The organism is Thermococcus thioreducens (assembly GCF_002214545.1).
GTDB classification, from domain to species: Archaea; Methanobacteriota_B; Thermococci; order Thermococcales; family Thermococcaceae; genus Thermococcus; species Thermococcus thioreducens.
Genome location: NZ_CP015105.1, coordinates 1,388,338 through 1,406,357, shown reverse-complemented (window position 1 = coordinate 1,406,357; position 18,020 = coordinate 1,388,338). Strand labels below are relative to the sequence as shown.

Sequence of the window (18,020 nt, the reverse complement as noted above, 5' to 3'; positions counted from 1 at the left end):
CCCCGTCAGGAGGGATGAATCTCTTCATCGCCCATACACATTTCGGGGGTAGGTTATTAAATTTGTCTCAGCTCAGAGAATCTCGAAACGTCAAAAACCCTTCCGAGCTCTTCGAGGATAGCTTCATAGAGTCTTGGGTATCCCTTTAGCTTTTCCCTTCCGATGTTGATGTATTCTTTGAAGTTTCCGCCTCGGAGGTTCTCAACTGCAGCTAAAGCTATGTACCCTGCCCACCCAAGTGGATAGCCGGTGCTCTGGGCGATTCTTATCATCTCCTCGGCATCTTTTTGGGCCCCGTCAAGCTCTCCAAGGGCAATGTAGGAGAAGCACCTGTAAGCGAGAGCATCAACGGCCCTCCGATAGTTTCTGACCTTTAAAAAGTAATCCACTGCCTCTGTGGCATGTTCAACGGCCTTCTTATAGTTCCCCACAAGGTAATAAGCCTTGGAGAGCTCGGAGAGCGAGAGGTGCTCCATGAAGGACAGACTGTACGCCCTTGCGAGGTCTAAAGCCTGGGAATAGTACTTCAGGCTTTCCCCGTACCGTTCCAGCTCAATGTATATGTCTCCTATGTGGAGGAGAACGAGGCTTTCAAGCTCAGGATATGGGTTGAGCCTTTTTAATGCCCCCAGCTCGTTGAAGGCACTTTTGAGGGCCTTTTCAGGCTTTCCAAGGTAGAAGTTCAGCTTGGTGAGCTCCACAAAGTACCAGAAGTCAACCTCCGCGTCGTTCATGATTTCCCTCATCTTCTCAAACTCTTTGAGATATTTTTTACTTTCATCAAGCTTGTTGAGCTCTGTGTAAACATCCACCAAAGAGCTCAGCACATAAGCTTTGTGAATCCCTTCCAGTTCGTCCTTGATTTCAAGCCAGAGCTTTAATGCTTTTTCAAAGAAGCCCTTCTGGAAATAAATGCTGGCGAGCTCCTCCTTGGCGTACGGGTTGTCTTTTATGATGGATAAGACATTCAAGTAGGCATCGGGGAAATCTTGAACGATCCTCTTGAACTTTCTCAATCTCAATTCAACGAGCCTTTTGATGGTCTCATCATCCTTGAGCTTTACCGCGTACTTGAAGGCCTTCAAAAAGTCCCTGGCGTTGTTCTTCTCCAGGAGAAACCCTATGTACTTTGAGTAAAGTTTGGCCTCATCAACCTCCCTAACTTCACTCAAAAAGCCCCTGATGAGATCGTGGACGAAGTAAAGGTTCCCTCTTCTCTCGATGAGCCCCTTGTTCAGGAGGGAGTACAGGACTGAAAAAATGTTCTTTCCATAGAGCGCCTTTATTTCGTCGTATTCAAGGGGTTCATCAAAAAGAGACATGATCTGAAGCAAAAGTTTCTCGTTTTCCCTTAGCTTTTCATAAACCTCACTCAGGATAAAATCAAAGAAGCTCTCTCGTTTGAACTCCTTTCCCACATCGTAGGCTTCAGAAAAAAGAGTCAGGGCGAGGGGGTGACCAAACGTTACCTGGTATATCTCAGCAAACTCCTCAGAGCTTACGTTGATGCCTTTGGCTTTTATCAGTGAATACGCCTCCTTCAGGCTTAGGCCGGATAGACGTATGTAGAGGGCATTCAAACCGAGGTTTGGTTTCTCCCTTGAGGTCACCACCAGCTTCCCTTTATCGAGCTTCTCGGAAAGGAATGCAAGCAGGTGGAGTATCCTCTCATCCCTGCATTTGTGGAGGTCATCAATAACGATCTTTGCCGAGCTTTTCTCAACCCCCATCTAGGAGTAGCTCAAAGATGTCCCTCTCTTCCCTCCCTCCGGCTCTTAAATACTCGAGAAGGGCATCATAGCCGAGAGAGTTAAGGAACAGCCCAACCTGCCAGGCAAAGTAGTCAAGACTGTCCCCTTCGCTCATCTGGTACCAGAATGCATCACTGAAAAGCTTCGCCGCTAGGGCTGTTTTTCCAATCCCAGCTATTCCGTAGATTACTATAACGCTCTTCTCGGAGGAGGTGATTAGGTCAATTTCTTTTTCCCGCCCAACGAATATATCGACAAGAGGATGCCTGCTCTCCAATAGGGGAACCTCGTATCGGTCTCCCTTTGAAGTGCTGACAAGTATCTCCCCCGGCTCAAACCTTATCCTGATGTCTTCAACCTTGAGAGAATATACCTTGACGTTTTTCCCTCTAACCCTCATCCACCTGCCCTCGACGAGACCAGCTCTCTCCATCGCCCTTAAACGCCTTGAGACGTCTGTTTCATCCCTTCCCAGTATTCGGGCAAGCTCTCGCGGATTGAAGGAGCCAGATCTGAGGACGGAGAGTATCTCAAGGTTGGTCTCGTTGGACAGTAACTTAATTAGACTGGAGGCGTTCACGAGCAACACCTGACTCCAAGTTAGGCACAGCACATTTTTATATTCATCGCATTCTACCTTGGCAAATAACCAAGTAGTGCCGAACAGACTGTGCCAATGAGACAAAATAAAAAACAGGGTTTTATGGAGCCCCAAGGAGCTCAATGGCTTTTGTGATGTATATATACGCCTTCCGCATGTGTATGAAGGCCCTAACGTCCGCTGCAGTTAGATTTGCACAGTGCTCTTCAACCCAGCGGTACTCTTTCTTCGCGAGGACAAGGAGGTCTTTTATCCTTGCGAGGGTCTCGTTGTCGAGGTTCTGGGCAGAGCTGTTGTACAGGACATTGAATTCCTCAAGCGTCCTGTGGTACCACTGGTAGTATATGTAGGTTAGAGCTACGAACGACACCTGAGCCGTTCCCTGCCAACTGCTGGCGGTTTTGACCACAACGGTGAACTCAACCCCAGTTGAGTTGACGTTTCCAGCGGCATCATACGCATAAACTTCTATGGCGTGATGTCCCTCTCCCAGGGTTATTTTTGCCGTGTAGTACTCGCCATCGAATTCTAGGGTGATCCACGTTGAGCCGTCAACCAATGCCATGACCTTTTCAACCACGTGATCGTCACTTGCCCTAACTTTGATTTCTGTGACGTTCTGGTAGTAGGTCGTGTTCTCCGGAGAGATTATCTCAACTTCCGGCGGCTTCGTATCAGACGACACCGTTAGGGGCAGATAGTCAACGTTGTTGTCATCTATGACGTAGGGAACGTCGCAGAAGCCGTCTAAGTTCTTGTCCTCGCAGTCCTTAAGCTCGCTCCAGTAGTTTCCGCCGAGTAAATTGCCACCGAGGATGTTCTTGCCTTCCCTTTTCGTGACGTTCCAGTGGTTGGTAACGTTGCCAAGAACCTTAACGTTCCTTGCGTTGTCGAAGTAGTTGTTGTAGATCAAGTTGAACTTGGAGTTGCTAACGTAGACTCCAAGGCTGTTGTTGATAACCAAGTTTGAAAAGATTACATTGCTTCTGCTTCCAGGTCTTAGGTAGAAGCCGACCCCTCCGGAACTTATTGAGTTCTCCCACACGAGGTTTCCAGCCGAGCCAGTGTCGAGCTCCACCCCTGAGCCCTTGGCGTTCTCCAGGGTGTTGTGCGAAATCGAGGAGTTTACGGTGTCCTTCAGGTAAACGCCGTCCCCGGTGAGGTCTTTAATGGTGTTGTATGAAACCTCAGCTCCCCTTGAGTTTCTGACGTCTATCCCCTCGGCGGTGTTCCCGGTTACGGTGTTTCCGGAAATCCTGGCATTGACTGTGTTTTCCGCGTAAATTCCCGCCAAAAGCCAGCCCTTCAGGTTGAGGTTCACCACCGTGACGTTTTCTACGCTCTCCACCTTCACCCCGTAGAGCGCTAATTCTTTTCCGCTCAGCGTGTGGTTTTCTCCATCGAGGAGGACGTTGCTCGCGTTTATGAGTACCGCGTATTCCATCGAGAGGTTATCCCCGTCGGTTTCAAGCCTGTAATAGCCGGGCTCGTTAATGATTATCGGGAACTCTCCACCTATGGACTTCGGTTTGAACTTTATCAGGGGCAGGTAGTCGTAGGTGCCATAGGCTATTTGGTACGGCTCGTCCCCTACTCCGTCGAAGTTCTCATCGGTTCCATCGTACCTCTCCCAGTAGTTGCCCCCTATCAAAGGTCCTCCGACGATGTTTCTTCCCGGCCTTACCGTTGTATTGAATGAAACCCCACCCAGAGTGTGGGATATGTAAATGTCCCGGTAGTTGTCAAAGTAGTTGTTATAAACCGTCACTTCTTCAGATTTCTCAGCGTTTATTGTCAGGCCATAGGTGTTGTTAACCAGCCAGTTGGTGTGAACCTCTACGTTCTCCATAGTCATTGCTCCCAGAATCAGCCCGTAGTAGTTCTCCGCAAAGAGGTTGTTCGAGATAACTCCGTTCCCCATGCCCTGGTAGGGAACCGTCACTAGGAGACCGTACTTCGAATTTCTAACCTCGTTGCCCGTTACATTGAAGCTGCTGAGGTCATCTTTGCCCCCAATGTTTATCCCGGCCTCTTCAACGTTGTGGATAATGTTCTCCGCTATGATGACCTGCCCGTGTCTGCTCGGCGAGATGCACAGTCCCCAGGTGGCATTGCTTATCCAGTTGCCCTTTATTGTGGCTTTACCGTAGGCTTTGACGTTTATGGCTGTGTGGGAATTCTCAATCTCCGAATACATTATTTCAACGTCCTGAGCGGTTACGTCAATTCCCGTGAGCTCGTTCTCCACCTTTGCCCCCGAAATCTTCACCGAGACGGGCGAATAGAGCCTTGTGGGTTCTGCGTAGACGTCTATACCCGTCATGGAGGAGTTGCTCTCCACCTTTGAGACAACATCGACGTCGAGTAAAGTCGCGTTCGAGTACACCAGATGGAAGCCAAACGACAATAGCGGTGTGCTCTCGTTGACGATTTTTTCTGAGACGGGATCCTGGTAGGAATAATACACCCACTCCGCGCCGTGCTCCACGCGGGTGTTTTTGATTGATGCGTTCGACCTCAGGATTGCCACTCCCCAGCGTCCTTGAAAGCTTGAGTCCTCGATGGTGACCCTTGAATCTATGGCCAAAAGTGGCAGGTCTGTGAAGGCAACGTCAAGGCCTTTAACGGTGAACGTGCTGTTAACGGCTATTACCTGACCCGCGTTGCTTATCTCCACTCCCTCTTCGTTTTCGAGGTAAACCAAGGGCCTGCCGTTAACGGTGTTGTCCTCGACCCTTATGTTCCTCACCAGCGGCACCTCTGGTATGAGAAGTCTGTCGATGAAGGTTGAACCGTAATCCCCAGTGATGGAAAGACCGTTGTTGACGAAGGTGTTGCCCCTGACTATAACTTCCTCAACCCTAATGCTATTTCCCGTTCTGACAGGGAGTCCAAGGATAAGTCCCCCACGGGAGTTGTTTTCAATCCTGTTGCTGGTAATTTTTACATTTTTACTGTTCCAGACGTGTATTCCCGCAAGCTCGTTTTCGAGAATCTCGTTGCTCGTTATCTCCAGTCCGGTGCCGTTGACCACTATCGTAGCAATCGGCGAGTATCCTACGTTTATCCCGGGGAGCCAGGGGTAAGGACGCTCAAAGACTGGCACTGCATAGAAGTAGTAACCGAAGACGGGGTCGTAATAGTATTTGCCGCTCCATCCGAGGAGCCTTTTTCTCATTACCGCGTCATGAACCCTATTGTCTGCTATTCTGCCGTTTTCGATGTTGAGGGCAACAATTCCTCCACCTGAAGATGACATTTCGTTGTTTCCAATATCAAGTCCCTCAACCCCACTGGCAAGCACCGGAATCCCGAAGTTTTCAGAGAACCTGTTGCCCTCAATTAGGACATCCTTCGAACCCTTAACCCCAATAGAGGCGTAATAGTTTCTCTCGAAGCTGCTCTCCACTATCCTGACTCCACTTGAATCCTGGACGTAGATGCCTGCTATGCCCTCAAGCTCTTTAGCATTTATTCCCATTATCTCAACGTCCGAGGAACCTGACACAATAACAGGCGTTGCCTTGTAACTTTGAAACTCCAGCCCCTCAATCCTAACGTTGCTTGAGTTAACCACAAACACCTGGCCTGCATTGTTTATGAGGACGTTTTTCGCATTCTTCACCATCAGCACAGGCCTTCCGTTCACGGTCGTTTCCTTTACCTCAAAATCCGTAAAGTAGCCGTCAGTGCCAATCGTGGAGATGTAATCGTTAACGAGAACGTTTTTCTCTAGCTCATCCCTGGAGCGGAGGTAGATACCAATTCCAGCGTTATCGTGGATGTAGTTTCCCTTGATAGTGTTGTTCTCACCTTCGATGTCTATTAAAGCCCCGATATAGCCGAGGGGGGCGTGGTTTCTGGCCATGTCAGCTATATACCTGCAGGAGTCGCAGAAGGGGAAATACTCCAGAGTGAGTGGTCCGATACCGTTTCCAAAGAGCTCGTTGTTCTCTATCAATGAGTTGGAGACGTTGTGAAGGTAAAGCCCTATGCCGTAGAGGGGGAAGCTGGGAATTGCATAGGCTTCTACTTCCTTTCCGTTTGGCAGGGTGTAGGACACTTCCTCATAGGTATCCCTGTTGTCCGCTATTAAGTTGCCCGAGATGGTCAGGTTCTCCGCCGTTGATATTGCTATTCCCCACGTGTTGTTGGTTATCTCGTTTCCTGAAATTGTTACGTTCGAGGTGATGCCGATCCAGTAATCAGAGAGACAGTCCATGTCACACCCGAGTATCCCCTCATGTTCCCTGGCTTCGAGGATAATCCTAGATATGTTCTTCTCTCCGAGGACAACTACTCCAAACCTGTTGTTCCTCACCGAGTTGTTTATGAACCCGACCCTCTTTGATGCTACTATAGTCACTCCCTGCGTGTTGTTCACTATTTCGTTGTTTACGAGCGTTGATCCCGTGGCTATTGGAAGCTTATCGAAATAACCCACTTCCCTAACTGCCGGAACAGAAGTTAATATATAGATGCCTAGGTATGACCTTCTCACCGTGTTATTAGCTATGAGAAACGGGACTGTAACATTGCCTCCCGCTGTTACACCATAGATATGTACACTTATAACGTTGTCCTCGAAGGTGTTCTCCACGAGACCTGAGAACGTCGGCAGGACATCCCCTAAATACCCGAAGACGTCCCCTTCCAATATCCCTGGGTCCGATACAACCGGCCCGGTTATTGCGATGCCAACTATCGTGTTTCTTATGGTGTTGTTGTACAGGAGGAAGTTCGTCTTCTTCCCGGGGAGTACGCTGAACGTAACGTAGTGGTTGGAGTAAATCACCTCCAGGCTTGGGTTCATTATGTCCTCAACGGTATAGCGGAGTCCACTTACCCCCGTGTCCACCCCTACGTCCCAGCCGTCTATCACGAGGTTTCTTATCTCCTCTTCCATTGCAAACGTCTCGACGCTTTCAACATAGACCGCCGAGAGGGCCAGGGGAGGTCTTTCTTCCATGGGGATTTTTAGAATTATCGCTCTCCCGTTTCCGTCTATTATTACGCCTTTTGAGTAGATGGCTATGCAGGATAAACCCGCGTTGTTTCCCTCGTTGTCAAAATGGACTGGTATCAGCTGGCTGACATCGTTCACGACTATGTCGTTTGCGAGTTTGTAGTAGCCACTCTGGGTTATCATGGTGCACTGGGTTATGTAGCACGGGTTATCGGGCGTGCACTGTTGTTCTCCCTTCACAGGGTAAAACGTTCCCATAATGCTAAATACAAGGAGCATTCCAATGACGAAAGCTCCCAGCCTTCTCATACTCCTCCCCCCGTTAGGAACGGGAATGGATTGAAATAACGAAAGGGAACATTACTCATTCCTCCCGTTCTCCCCAAGGGCCTTCTCAAGCTGGAGAACAAAGAAAGCCTCCTCCGCTCGGAGGACTCTAACTACCGTTTCCTTATCGATACCCGTGTTCCTGCTTATGTACTCCACGAGCTCCTTCTTGATCTCCCTGAGCATTTTTCAACCCCTCTTCAGGGGGACGTTGAGGAGCACGAGTCCCATCAAAACCGTCTTTAAGGAGTTTGGTAGGCGGGTTTTAGGGCGTTTTTCGGACATCTGCATTGTCCCCATCAACACGACAGGGGGAGACGCGTCCGAAACCGTAATGAGGATGTTCATGGAACCACCCGTTTGAGAATAGGCCCCGAAATACTTAGCCCCTGGGTTTGAGGAAAACCTTCAAACCCTGGGGCGGGTTTATAAGGCCCTCTGAAAAACTGGTATTAGGTGACCCAAATGAAGACCGAGAGAGCCAAGGAGATACTCCTTCAGCTCTTGAAGATACCCTCTCCCTCTGGACAGGAAGACAGGATAATGCTCCACATTATGGAGTTTCTCCACAGGCTGAACTACGACGTCCACATCGAGAGCGACGGTGAGATAATAGACCTGGTCGTCAACCCTGAGGCCGAGCTCTTCTACGAGGTTCACGTTGATACCATACCGATTAGAGCCCAGCCCTTCGTGAGGGGCAACATCGTCTACGGAACCGGTGCGAGCGACATCAAAGGCGGCGCCGCTGCTATACTCCTTATGCTTGAGAACCTGCGCAGGGAAGGTAAGGAACTCAACGTCGGCATAGTTTTCGTCAGCGACGAGGAGCACGGAGGAAGGGGTTCTGCACTCTTCATGGAGCGGTACAAGCCGAAGATGGCCGTTGTCCTTGAGCCGACGGATTTAGAGGTTCATATAGCCCACGCCGGCAACATCGAGGCCTACTTTGAGGTGGACGGCAAAGAAGCTCATGGCGCCTGTCCGGAGAGCGGCCTTAATGCTATAGAGGAAACGTATAAGATGCTGGAGGAGATGAAGAACCTCGAACCCTTCAAGAGGAAGGGCAAGTACTTCGATCCTCACATCGGAATCCAGGAGCTCGTCTGCGAGAACCCGGTCTATCTAATCCCCGCTCTCTGCAAGGGCCGGCTTGAGGCGAGGCTTTTACCAGACCAGGAAGTCGAGGACATACTCGACCTGCTCGACCCGATATTCGACGAGTATACTCTCAAATACGAGTACACTGAGATATGGGACGGCTACGAGCTTGAGCCGGACGAAGAGATAGTTCAGCTCGCCAAAAAGGCGATGGAAGTTACCGACATAGACGAGTTCGGCGGAATGAGGAGCTGGACGGACGCGATAAACTTCATGTACAACGGGACGAGAACCATAGTCTTCGGGCCGGGCAACCTCGACATATCTCACACGAAGAACGAGCACATCGACGTGAGGGACGTCGTTACCGCCAGCGAGTTTCTGAAGGCGCTGAACGAGATTTACGGGAAGGGCGAGTGAGCTTTGCTTTTCCCTTTTTGAGCCAATGTTTTTTAAGGAAGACCCCGCCAGTTACTGGTGGGGGGCTAAATTTTCATTGAAACGTTATTGCGTGCATATCACACCCGTGCCTTCTCAATTACTGTTCCTTTTTTACCAGATTGGAAAACTAAAGAGGAACGAACCAGAAAGGCTGGGGGGGCTATAGGGCAAACAGGTCATCGAGCTCAAAGACGAGGAAACCTCTCTCTTCAAGCTTTTTCCTTCCCTCAACACCCCTTGCAATGAGGCCGAACAGCATCTCCTTCGTCCCTGTTCTGACGTATCTCGCCTTTCTTTCAAGACTTCTGAGGACTTCGCGGGCTCCATGGTAGGTCAGTTTACTCCACTTGACCTCGAAGAAGTACGCTTTGCCCTTCTTCAGCCCCACGAAGTCTATCTCCTCGCCCCTGCTCCACCACCTCCCGCCTCTCTCGAAGGCGAACTTTCTCCAGAGGAAATCGGCAGCGGCTGTTTCAAAGACCCGTCCCATGTAGTGGTCGAAGTTTACTTTAACGTCCTCAATAACCTCGCCATAGAGCTCCCGTTCAATCCTCTCCCTGTTCGGATAGACGAAACGGAACCAGAAGCGGAAGTAGTTGTCAGCGAACTCGTAGCGGGCGTTCCTCCTCTTTTCGGGCTCGAAGGCCGGGTGAACTTTGGTTATTGCCCTTATCCTTGCAAGGTTGTCGAGGTAGCGCGAAACAGTTCCCCTGTCGAAGCCCGTGAAGTTCACTATCTCGCCGAAGCTTGTCTTCCCGAAGGCTATGGCCTTGAGTATCGAGAAGTACCGTGCGGGCTCTCTGAACTCCTGCCTGAGGAGGAACTCCGCCTCGGTGTAGAGGGGGCTTTCCTTCTGAAGGAACAGCCTCTCGACGTTCTCCCAGAATGACAATCTTTCATCAAACTGCCTCAGGTAGGCAGGGATCCCGTCGGTTACGCCGTAGACCCTCAGCCAGTCCTCCGGAGAATAGCCCTGAAGGAACTCCCCAACGTGCCAGTACCTCAGCGGCTTAACGTCGAGCTGCATGGTTCTTCTCCCGTAGAGGGGGCTCTTGTGGCCGAGGAGCCTCTCCATTATGCCAATTGAGGAACCCACGAGCACGAGCTTAACCCTTGAGTTCTGGAGGTGCAAATCCCACGCCTTCTGGAGAAGCGAGGGGAACGCGGGATTCCCCTCAACGAGATAGGGGAGTTCGTCTATTACGACGACTCCTTTTCCTCGCTCCCCAAGGAGGCGGAACAACTCGACCCAGTCAAGGTCGGAACGGGCTATTACATCGTCCCCTAGAAGCTCAGCAACCTTTTTCCGGAACTCCGCGAGGTTCTCCCCCTCGCTTCTCTCGTCCGCGAGGAAGTAAAGGTGCCTGAACCCCTCGACGGACTTCAGAATGAGGGCTGTCTTTCCGACCCTCCTCCTGCCGTAAACCACTATCAGCTCGGCCCTCTCGCTTTCAAACGCCCTCCTTAAGGCTTTGATCTCGTACTCCCTGTCCACAAATTGTTGCATCATGATTAGACTAATCGTGTTGCAACTATTTAAGGATTTCCTCACGAGAACATGGTCTTTATGGAGTCACTGCCTTGAACCATCATTGGCCCTCTTCGTTCTTCTCCTCCCTCTTATCCACCCAGAAGCGCCTCGTCCTTATGAACTGCCGCTCCCGCTCCATGAGAGCGACAAGTAAAGCCTCTCCTCTGTACTGTGCCAGAAGCCTCGCTGCTGTGTCGGGCCCCGTCCCGTAGCTGGCTAACGCTAAAACAGCCTCAAAGCCATAGGAATCCACCAGATCAGCGGCTTTCAACAGCTTCCTGTAGGTTCTCTCCTCTTTCCGCTCCAGCGGCCTCCCGTGGCGAACTTTCTCCAGAACGGGAAGAAACTCTTCCGCGTCGATCGGGTGGGCAACGGCGAGCATCTTTGAGCCGCAGCGAGGGCACTGCCTCAGCTTTATGTTTTGTAGTCTTACAACCTTCGTCTTCGAGTGCCAGCCGCAGTTGGTGCAAACTAAAACGACCTCGTGGTCGAGCAATCTCTCCCTGAACAGTTCAAGTATCTCGTCCCTCTCCAGGACGCCGGAGAGCAGGAACTCGCCGCCGACCGTCATGTTGAGCTTAGCCGGAGTCGAAGGCTCCCTCCTGAGCTCGGTCTTCACCCTCATCGTGCCCCTCTTGAGCATCTCAAGAACCAGCTTCCCCTTCTTCACATCTACCTTGTCGTGGTAGAGCTCGTTGAGGGTTTCTCTCTCAATAACCGTCCCCTCGAAGAGCCTCTCGATTCTCCTTATCTTCGCGTCCCTTCTCAAAGCGCCGAAGCGCTTCGCCACGTTCAGCATGCGCCACCGGTAGGCGTGTGAGTCCCTGAGGGCTCTCGCCACTATGAACTCCAGAGTTTCGGGCTCCTGATAGAGGTAGCCCTTCACCTCCTCCGGGTTCAGCTGGAAGGGAGTCTTGAAGACTACCGCGTGGGCCTGTGAGCGGACGGAGAAGACTCTCCCGTAGCGCAGGATCAGGAGCGAGTGAACTAATCTCCCCAGAGCCTCGTTGGCCCTGTTCCCGAAATCGGCGTGGATGACGAGCGCCTTGGGCGTGCTCTCGACGACGATGTCGCGGTCGGTTGAGAATGGCTCGTCCCTGATTTCCCCAAAGGCCCTCCTCAGCTCCTCCTCGCTGAAATCGACCCCCTCCAGAAGCTTGAGCCCCTTCTCGAAGTCGAAAGCCAGCTCCCTCTTCAGCCGGCCGACATCGAGGGCAACGCTGAAGGGAACGGGGATCATCTCGCCCTCCCAGCTCGGTATCGCGCTCTCAAGGCTTTTACTCTCCTTGACCTTCAAAAGCCTTGCCTCGTCGTCTATTTTGAGCACTATCCAGCTTTTGCCGGACATCACGAAGTCCATGCCCTCCTCCAGATCCATGATAAAGCTCTCGTCTAAGCGACCTATGACGTGCCCGCTTCCAGCATCGAAGACCCTCCACGAGACCTCGTCCGGTATCGTCGAAAGGTTCTCGTAGTAGTACTGGAAGGCCCCCCTCCTCAGGTAGAGAAGGTTTTTCTCCTCGTCGTAGCCTATCAGCCGGGCATCCTCCAAAACGCGGAGAACGTCGAGGTAATCGCTCCAGCTCAAATCCCGGTAAACGTAGGCCCTCTTTGCTATCTCGTAGGGCCTCTCGCGCGGGAGTTTCTTGTACTCGATGAGCAGGCCGACGACGAAGTGCGCCAGGACGTCCAGACCTCCAATCGGCTCGACGGCCTCAAAGCGACCCTCAAGGGCGTGCTTCGCTATGACGAGGCTCTGGATGTAGTCCTCAACGTTGGAGGTTATGACGTAGCCCTCGCTGACTTCACCTATGCGGTGCTTGGCCCGACCGACGCGCTGGACGAGCCTGTTCACCTGCCTTGGACTCATGTACTGGATTACAACGTCAACGTCGCCTATGTCTATGCCAAGCTCCATCGAGGAGGTGCAGATTAAGGCTTTGATTCTGCCCTCTTTCAAAGCTTTCTCCGCCTTAATTCTGGCTTCCCTCGAAAGTGAGCCGTGGTGGACTTCAACCGGCTTCCCCCATGCTTTCAGCCGGTGGGTTAAGATCTCCGCGAACTGGCGCGTGTTGGTGAATATGAGGGCCTTTCCGTGCCCCTCAACTATCTCCCAGAGGAGCCGCAAGCGAGATGCTATCTCGGGTGAAAGGCTCAGCTCCCGGCCGAGCTTTTCGTCCTCTTCCGTAGGGGATGGATACAGCACGTGGAAGCGGTAGTGTTTCTTCCAGGAAGGTTTCACTATGATATCGGCTTTCAGCCACTCCCTAACTTCCTCTTCGTTGCCCACCGTTGCCGTCATGCCTATCCTCCTGAAGTCCGCTATCTCGGCCAACCGCTCAAGGCCGAGGAGGAGCTGGGCACCGCGCTTGTTATCGACCAGCTCGGCTATCTCGTCAACAATCACGAACTTGACGTTCTCAAGATGTTTCCTGAGCGACTTAACCGTCAGAATAACGCCCAGCGTTTCCGGGGTTATGATGAGCATCCCCGGAGGGTTCTTTGTCTGCTTTGCCTTCCTGTAGGCTGATGTATCGCCGTGCCTCACCTCAACCGTTATTCCCAGCTTCTTTCCCCACCATTCGAGCCTCTCAAGCAGGTCCCTGTTGAGGGCCTTGAGTGGGGCTATGTAGAGGGCTGAAATCGGTTTAAGCCCCTCTTCAAGGATTTCACTGAAGACGGGCAGAACGGCCGCTTCGGTTTTGCCGGAACCGGTGGGGGCGATGATCAGAACGCTCTTCCCGGAGCTAACCTCCCTGAAGGAATCCTGCTGGAGGCGGTTTAGCTTCCCGAAGCGTTCCCTGATGGCCTTTCTGAGGAGGGGGTGCATGGTTTAAGGGAGAATCTTCACCTCTTGAACTTTACTGTGTCCCAAAACGTTAAGCCGGGTTTTCATTTCATTGACTATGTTTTCCGGGAACCGAAGAACTCAAAATGTGTGCAAAGTATCAATGGTCAGTGTGTGCTACACTGAGCCGATGATAGTGTACCGCTAAAGAAAAGTTAATAACATTCCTTTTCTTCAACCCCTTTAAGGTGTGATGAATGGCCGTCAGTGTGAGGAATTCAGAAGGTGTAAGGCTCCTCATAGAGGAAGTCGCCAAGGCCGTTGGGGTCTCCCCAAAGGAGCTCCTTGAGTACTACGAGTGGAAGGCCAACCTTGAGAAGCTCAAAAAGACCCGAATGAAAGTGACGAAGGAAAAGGCCAAAAAAATCATTGAGGAATGGGGCAATGAGGAACCTGCAATGAATGAAGAGGGCGCAGTCAGGCTTTACTACAAGGCCAGGGAGGAGATAAAGAAATGGCAGCGAATAGAGAAAAAGCTGAAGGAACTCGGCCTCGAATAGTCATTGACACTTCAGTTCTAATAGCTGCACTCCTTTCTCCGAAAGGCCATGCTTTCGACGTGGTGAGACTTCTTGCAGAGGGAAAAGTCCGGCACTATTATTCCGGTTCAACTAAAAGCGAGTACTATAGGGTCGCGACGTACCCAAAAGTTGCCAAGCGAATTCCTCCTGCAATCTCAAGGACAAGAATTGATGCCGTTCTGGCCATGTCCACAAGAGTTACCGTAAAGCGCTCCTTCCAAAACTCGAAGGCTCTTCTTGAGACGGTTCATGACCCGAGGGATGTTCCGTTCCTCGACGTGGTGTACAACTCAAAGGCTGAGTTTCTGATAACGTACGATCGAAAACACCTGCTGAAAATGAGGGACAAGAACAAAAAATTCAAGTTGAATAGCCACGAATTCTACATCCTCAATCCCAAAGAGTTTCTCATGATGCACAATAAAGAATAAAACCTAAAGCGCCAAAATCCTTAACTCTTCGTTCCAATATTCCCTAATATCTGGTCAACCCATCCCTAAAGGATGAGGCTTTCGTGAGGGAACCTCCCGATTGAGGTGAGCACGAGCACAAAAACATCTCCAAAGCGTTCATTAATGGCCTAAAACCTCTCGTTGAGTTCCTCCAGGTACTCTTCCACCTCGCTCGCCCTTCCCTCGCCGAGGATTCCGGCCAGCCTTTCAACCAGTTCCTTCCGGGTGAGTATCCTGACAGTAATGGTATCTCCCTCGTGGAGTTCCTTTCCATCAATTAAGATGAGTTCCCCCTTTCGGTATATTCCCGGTATTACCTCAGACATGCACTCACCCATCTTTTGGTTTGTTCCACGAGTTTATAACCCCTACCGCTAACTTTATAAGCGATATATCGTCCGATACATCGGTGATGAACGGTGATAATCGAGAGGAACGGCGAAGCCTACGACCTAAGCTATGCAAAAAAAGCGATGCTCGTCGTCGTCATCCTCCCACTGCTCGTCATGTACACCGAGGCGATGCTTACCCCTGCACTTCCAACTATCCAGAAAGAATTTGCCGTAAACCCCAACGACGTCAGCTGGATTCTGACCATCTACCTCCTCGTCGGAACGGTGAGCGTGGCTTTGTTTGGAAAGCTCGGCGACATGTACGGCAAAAAGAGGATGTTCTTGGTTGCCCTCGGCTTCTACACCCTCGGCGTTATCCTCAACGGCTTTGCACCGAGTTTCGGGTGGCTCCTCTTCACGAGGGCTATACAGGGCTTCGGCATGGCGATATTTCCCCTCGCCTTTTCCCTCGTCCGTGAGGAGTTTCCTCCGGAGATGGTGCCTCAGGTTCAGGGAATGATAAGCGCCATGTTTGGAGTTGGGATGGTCATTGCGCTTCCCTTGGGTGCTTACGTCACCCAGAACTGGGGGTGGAGGTGGACTTACCACTCGGCGGCACCTTTTGCGGTTCTGATGTTCATCCTCGCATGGAAAATCCTCCGCGAGAGCCGTTACGTGAATCCAGGGAAGATCGACTGGCCAGGGGTAATCTTTCTGGTCTGGGCCGTCGTGCCTGCTCTGGTTGCGGTAACCCGTGCCCCGAACGTCGGCTGGACCGCGAGGGAAACGCTCGCCCTCTTTGCGGTCTCGGTAGTCGGTGCCTTTCTGCTTGTCCTCTGGGAGAAGCGCGCGAAAAACCCGCTGATTCCGCTTGACATAATATCCTCCAGAAACCCGGCCATAGTGAACCTTGGGATAATGTTCGCGGCCTTTGGAATCTCGATGATGAGCCAGGCCAACACTTACATCTTCCAGATGATGCCCCCATACGGCTTCGGCAAGAGCATCCTTGAGAGTGGCCTGCTCATGACCCCAATGGCCCTCGCGATGCTGATCGTAGCTCCCCTCGCAGGCAGGATAATGCCGAAAGTTGGGGCAAAGCCCCTCGCAATAACTGGCGCATTGATAGCAAGTTCTGGACTTGGAATACTCGCGAAGTACGCCCCGAACCTTCCGCCGAACCACCTCTGGGCCTTCGTTGGACTGATAACCTACGTTGGCGCTGGAATAACTCTGATGAACATCTCCCTCATCAACGTGCTCGTCTTCAGCGTCCCGCCGAGGGTCATGGGTGTGGCGACCGGTGCCAACAGCCTGTTCAGAAACTTTGGCTCGACGTGGGGACCAGCCATAGCCGGAACGGTTATGAGCACCTACTACATCCTCTTCCACCCGCCGGGTGCTCCGAGCTGGGTGCAGATAAAGGTGCCAACGACGAAAGCCTACGAGGTGCTCTTCGGCACTTCCGCTGGAATATACCTCTTCCTCGCCCTGCTGAGCCTTGCCATAGTGGAGGTCATGAAGGGCGGAAAGATTCGCGAGGTTGAAAACGGTGGAGAAAAGGAAATAACCGTCGGCTGATTTCTCTTTTCATTCTCCCCTGTATGCCTTGAGGTAAAGCTCCTTTATCTCCTCTGGCTTCGGCTCGACCGGGTTGAAGGCTATAAGCCCGTCGTGGTAGGTCTTCTCGGCCATCTCCTCGACCTTCGAGGCGAACGTCTCCTCGTCAACCAGCTCGCCCAGTTTTGGAACGCCAAGCATCTCGTTGAGCTCCTTGACAACCTCAATGAGGTCTTTAGCTGTCTGGAAGCCGAGCTCCCTCGCTATCTCAGCGTAGCGTCTCCTCGCGTAGTCGCTTTTGCTTGCGTTAAACTCCATCACGTAGGGGAGGAATACCGCGTTGAGTAGGCCGTGAGGGCCAATCCACGCCGCCTTGTGGCTCATAGCATGGCACAGGCCGAGGCGCGCGTTGAGGAAAGCTATCCCCGCCATCGTCGCCGCGTAGTGGACCCTCGCCCTGGCCTCTTCGTCGCCCTTAACTGACAAGGGCAACCACCTGTAAACGGTCTTTATCGCCTTGATCGCCATGGCGTCGCTGAAGGGGCTGGCAACTTTCGTCGTGTAGGCCTCTATCCCGTGGACGAGGACGTCAAGGCCGGAATTCCTCGCGACTTCAGGGGGCATCGTCCTCGGCAACCTGGGATCGAGTATGGCAACGTCGGGTGCTATCTCGGGGGTGACTATGTTGTATTTGACGCCGCCCTTCTTCAGCACGCTCGCCCCCGAAACCTCACTACCGGCTCCGCTCGTCGAGGGTATCGCTATGAGGAGTGTTTTGAGCCTGGGGACAGGCTTTGGCTTCGAAAACCTGTCTATGAAGGCAATCTCCCCAAAGTTCAGCTCTGGCGCGTCATAGAAGACTTTAAGGGCCTTGGTGGTGTCTATCACGCTCCCCCCACCCATAGCCACGAGAAGATCCGGCCCGAACTCCCGCACCTTGGGCAGGAACTCCTCTATGACCTCGACGCTCGGCTCCGCCGGAAGACCGGCTATCGAGAAGACCTCCGCACCGGCCTCCTTCACGTAGTCCTCGGCCTCGCTCAGGAAGCCGTGCCTCTTCATCGAACCGCTGGCAAGGATAAGAACGCGCTCGTGGCCTTTGACTTCCCTGGAGAGACGGCTCAAACTTCCCTCTCCCTCAATTATCCGGGTTTTCAGCCAGAACATCCCCACCACCGGGATTAAGTTGGATGGAGAGCTTTTAACGTTCTCGGAGGGTTTAACCACCGGTTTAAAACCTTCCGATTAAGAAACCCTTTAATCCTGGGGCTCAATTTAGGGGATGATGCGTGTTAAAGGTAAGATAATTGCAGAAAACGGCACGTTTCCCTTTGAGGTGCTGAAAACTGGCGGCGGAGTGTCGCTCCGGGTCGAGCTTTCCGAAGAACCCTTTGAGTATTCCACCGACTGCAACTGCCTTGAGCCATTGGAACTTCTCGGCCTCCTCCTGCCGGCCATAGAGGAAGAAATCGGGGAGATAAAGGGCGTTTTTGTTGAGGAGGTCGTTGAGGAAAAGAGGTCTCCCTTGGAACAGCTTAGAGGGGTGCTCTGGGGAAAACGTTTTATTGGTTGATGGCTAAACTTTAACC

At 52.0% G+C, this 18,020-nt stretch carries 14 protein-coding genes; 5 read left to right on the top strand and 9 right to left on the bottom strand.

Translation table 11 applies throughout. The features are described from left to right. Positions 1–56 precede the first annotated feature (56 nt). From A3L14_RS07765 to A3L14_RS11720, 5 genes are all read right to left on the bottom strand, one after another. Positions 57–1,730, bottom strand: coding sequence for a tetratricopeptide repeat protein (locus A3L14_RS07765; protein ID WP_324615369.1), 1,674 nt, complete (start codon positions 1,728–1,730; stop codon positions 57–59). Beyond that, positions 1,720–2,331 (bottom strand): helix-turn-helix domain-containing protein, encoded by a 612-nt coding sequence (locus A3L14_RS12040; RefSeq protein WP_324615386.1) that lies wholly within the window; start codon positions 2,329–2,331, stop codon positions 1,720–1,722. The genes A3L14_RS07765 and A3L14_RS12040 overlap by 11 nt, the downstream gene beginning before the upstream one ends. A 121-nt stretch (positions 2,332–2,452) precedes the next feature. Then, positions 2,453–7,627 carry a NosD domain-containing protein gene (locus A3L14_RS07760; protein ID WP_055429482.1) on the bottom strand — a complete coding sequence of 1,725 codons (5,175 nt, stop codon included), beginning with the start codon at positions 7,625–7,627 and terminating at the stop codon, positions 2,453–2,455. Between the two features lie 51 nt (positions 7,628–7,678). Then, positions 7,679–7,831, bottom strand: coding sequence for a hypothetical protein (locus tag A3L14_RS11840; RefSeq protein ID WP_162840162.1), 153 nt, complete (start codon positions 7,829–7,831; stop codon positions 7,679–7,681). A gap of 3 nt (positions 7,832–7,834) precedes the next feature. Beyond that, entirely contained in the window at positions 7,835–7,993 is a 159-nt protein-coding gene (locus A3L14_RS11720; protein WP_157628439.1) for a hypothetical protein, read from the bottom strand. A gap of 117 nt (positions 7,994–8,110) precedes the next feature. On the opposite strand from A3L14_RS11720, the gene A3L14_RS07755 reads away from it, so the two are divergent. Beyond that, entirely contained in the window at positions 8,111–9,166 is a 1,056-nt protein-coding gene (locus tag A3L14_RS07755) for a M20/M25/M40 family metallo-hydrolase (RefSeq protein ID WP_055429481.1), read from the top strand. 181 nt (positions 9,167–9,347) lie between these two features. Here A3L14_RS07755 and A3L14_RS07750 read toward each other — a convergent pair whose 3' ends face one another. Next, positions 9,348–10,697 carry an ATP-binding protein gene (locus A3L14_RS07750; protein WP_055429480.1) on the bottom strand — a complete coding sequence of 450 codons (1,350 nt, stop codon included), beginning with the start codon at positions 10,695–10,697 and terminating at the stop codon, positions 9,348–9,350. Between the two features lie 79 nt (positions 10,698–10,776). Next, positions 10,777–13,548: a DEAD/DEAH box helicase gene (locus tag A3L14_RS07745; RefSeq protein ID WP_055429479.1), complete on the bottom strand. Its 2,772-nt coding sequence runs from the start codon at positions 13,546–13,548 to the stop codon at positions 10,777–10,779. Positions 13,549–13,763: 215 nt separating this feature from the next. On the opposite strand from A3L14_RS07745, the gene A3L14_RS07740 reads away from it, so the two are divergent. Together A3L14_RS07740 and A3L14_RS07735 are read left to right on the top strand one after the other, a co-directional pair. Beyond that, positions 13,764–14,066, top strand: coding sequence for a hypothetical protein (locus A3L14_RS07740; RefSeq protein ID WP_055429478.1), 303 nt, complete (start codon positions 13,764–13,766; stop codon positions 14,064–14,066). Then, the gene (locus A3L14_RS07735; protein WP_055429477.1) at positions 14,021–14,518 is read left to right on the top strand and encodes a putative toxin-antitoxin system toxin component, PIN family; all 498 of its coding nucleotides are present in this window, start codon (positions 14,021–14,023) and stop codon (positions 14,516–14,518) included. The genes A3L14_RS07740 and A3L14_RS07735 overlap by 46 nt, the downstream gene beginning before the upstream one ends. Before the next feature lie 149 nt (positions 14,519–14,667). Here A3L14_RS07735 and A3L14_RS07730 read toward each other — a convergent pair whose 3' ends face one another. Next, on the bottom strand, positions 14,668–14,865 hold the full coding sequence (locus A3L14_RS07730; RefSeq protein ID WP_055429476.1) for an antitoxin family protein: 198 nt from the start codon (positions 14,863–14,865) through the stop codon (positions 14,668–14,670). 93 nt (positions 14,866–14,958) lie between these two features. On the opposite strand from A3L14_RS07730, the gene A3L14_RS07725 reads away from it, so the two are divergent. Further along, positions 14,959–16,452 carry an MFS transporter gene (locus tag A3L14_RS07725; protein WP_198300087.1) on the top strand — a complete coding sequence of 498 codons (1,494 nt, stop codon included), beginning with the start codon at positions 14,959–14,961 and terminating at the stop codon, positions 16,450–16,452. Positions 16,453–16,461: 9 nt separating this feature from the next. Here A3L14_RS07725 and A3L14_RS07720 read toward each other — a convergent pair whose 3' ends face one another. Beyond that, positions 16,462–17,598 (bottom strand): iron-containing alcohol dehydrogenase, encoded by a 1,137-nt coding sequence (locus A3L14_RS07720; protein WP_055429475.1) that lies wholly within the window; start codon positions 17,596–17,598, stop codon positions 16,462–16,464. Positions 17,599–17,713: 115 nt separating this feature from the next. On the opposite strand from A3L14_RS07720, the gene A3L14_RS07715 reads away from it, so the two are divergent. Then, positions 17,714–18,004 (top strand): hypothetical protein, encoded by a 291-nt coding sequence (locus A3L14_RS07715; protein ID WP_232473301.1) that lies wholly within the window; start codon positions 17,714–17,716, stop codon positions 18,002–18,004. The last annotated feature ends 16 nt before the right edge of the window (positions 18,005–18,020 follow it).

Bases quoted from the DNA above. Each gene is read 5' to 3' on its own strand.
- A3L14_RS07765 (WP_324615369.1), bottom strand. From the start codon at position 1,730: ATGGGGGTTGAGAAAAGCTCGGCAAAGATCGTTATTGATGACCTCCAC.
- A3L14_RS07760 (WP_055429482.1), bottom strand. From the start codon at position 7,627: ATGAGAAGGCTGGGAGCTTTCGTCATTGGAATGCTCCTTGTATTTAGC.
- A3L14_RS11840 (WP_162840162.1), bottom strand. From the start codon at position 7,831: ATGCTCAGGGAGATCAAGAAGGAGCTCGTGGAGTACATAAGCAGGAAC.
- A3L14_RS11720 (WP_157628439.1), bottom strand. From the start codon at position 7,993: ATGAACATCCTCATTACGGTTTCGGACGCGTCTCCCCCTGTCGTGTTG.
- A3L14_RS07755 (WP_055429481.1), top strand. From the start codon at position 8,111: ATGAAGACCGAGAGAGCCAAGGAGATACTCCTTCAGCTCTTGAAGATA.
- A3L14_RS07750 (WP_055429480.1), bottom strand. From the start codon at position 10,697: ATGATGCAACAATTTGTGGACAGGGAGTACGAGATCAAAGCCTTAAGG.
- A3L14_RS07745 (WP_055429479.1), bottom strand. From the start codon at position 13,548: ATGCACCCCCTCCTCAGAAAGGCCATCAGGGAACGCTTCGGGAAGCTA.
- A3L14_RS07740 (WP_055429478.1), top strand. From the start codon at position 13,764: ATGGCCGTCAGTGTGAGGAATTCAGAAGGTGTAAGGCTCCTCATAGAG.
- A3L14_RS07735 (WP_055429477.1), top strand. From the start codon at position 14,021: ATGGCAGCGAATAGAGAAAAAGCTGAAGGAACTCGGCCTCGAATAGTC.
- A3L14_RS07730 (WP_055429476.1), bottom strand. From the start codon at position 14,865: ATGTCTGAGGTAATACCGGGAATATACCGAAAGGGGGAACTCATCTTA.
- A3L14_RS07720 (WP_055429475.1), bottom strand. From the start codon at position 17,598: ATGTTCTGGCTGAAAACCCGGATAATTGAGGGAGAGGGAAGTTTGAGC.
- A3L14_RS07715 (WP_232473301.1), top strand. From the start codon at position 17,714: ATGATGCGTGTTAAAGGTAAGATAATTGCAGAAAACGGCACGTTTCCC.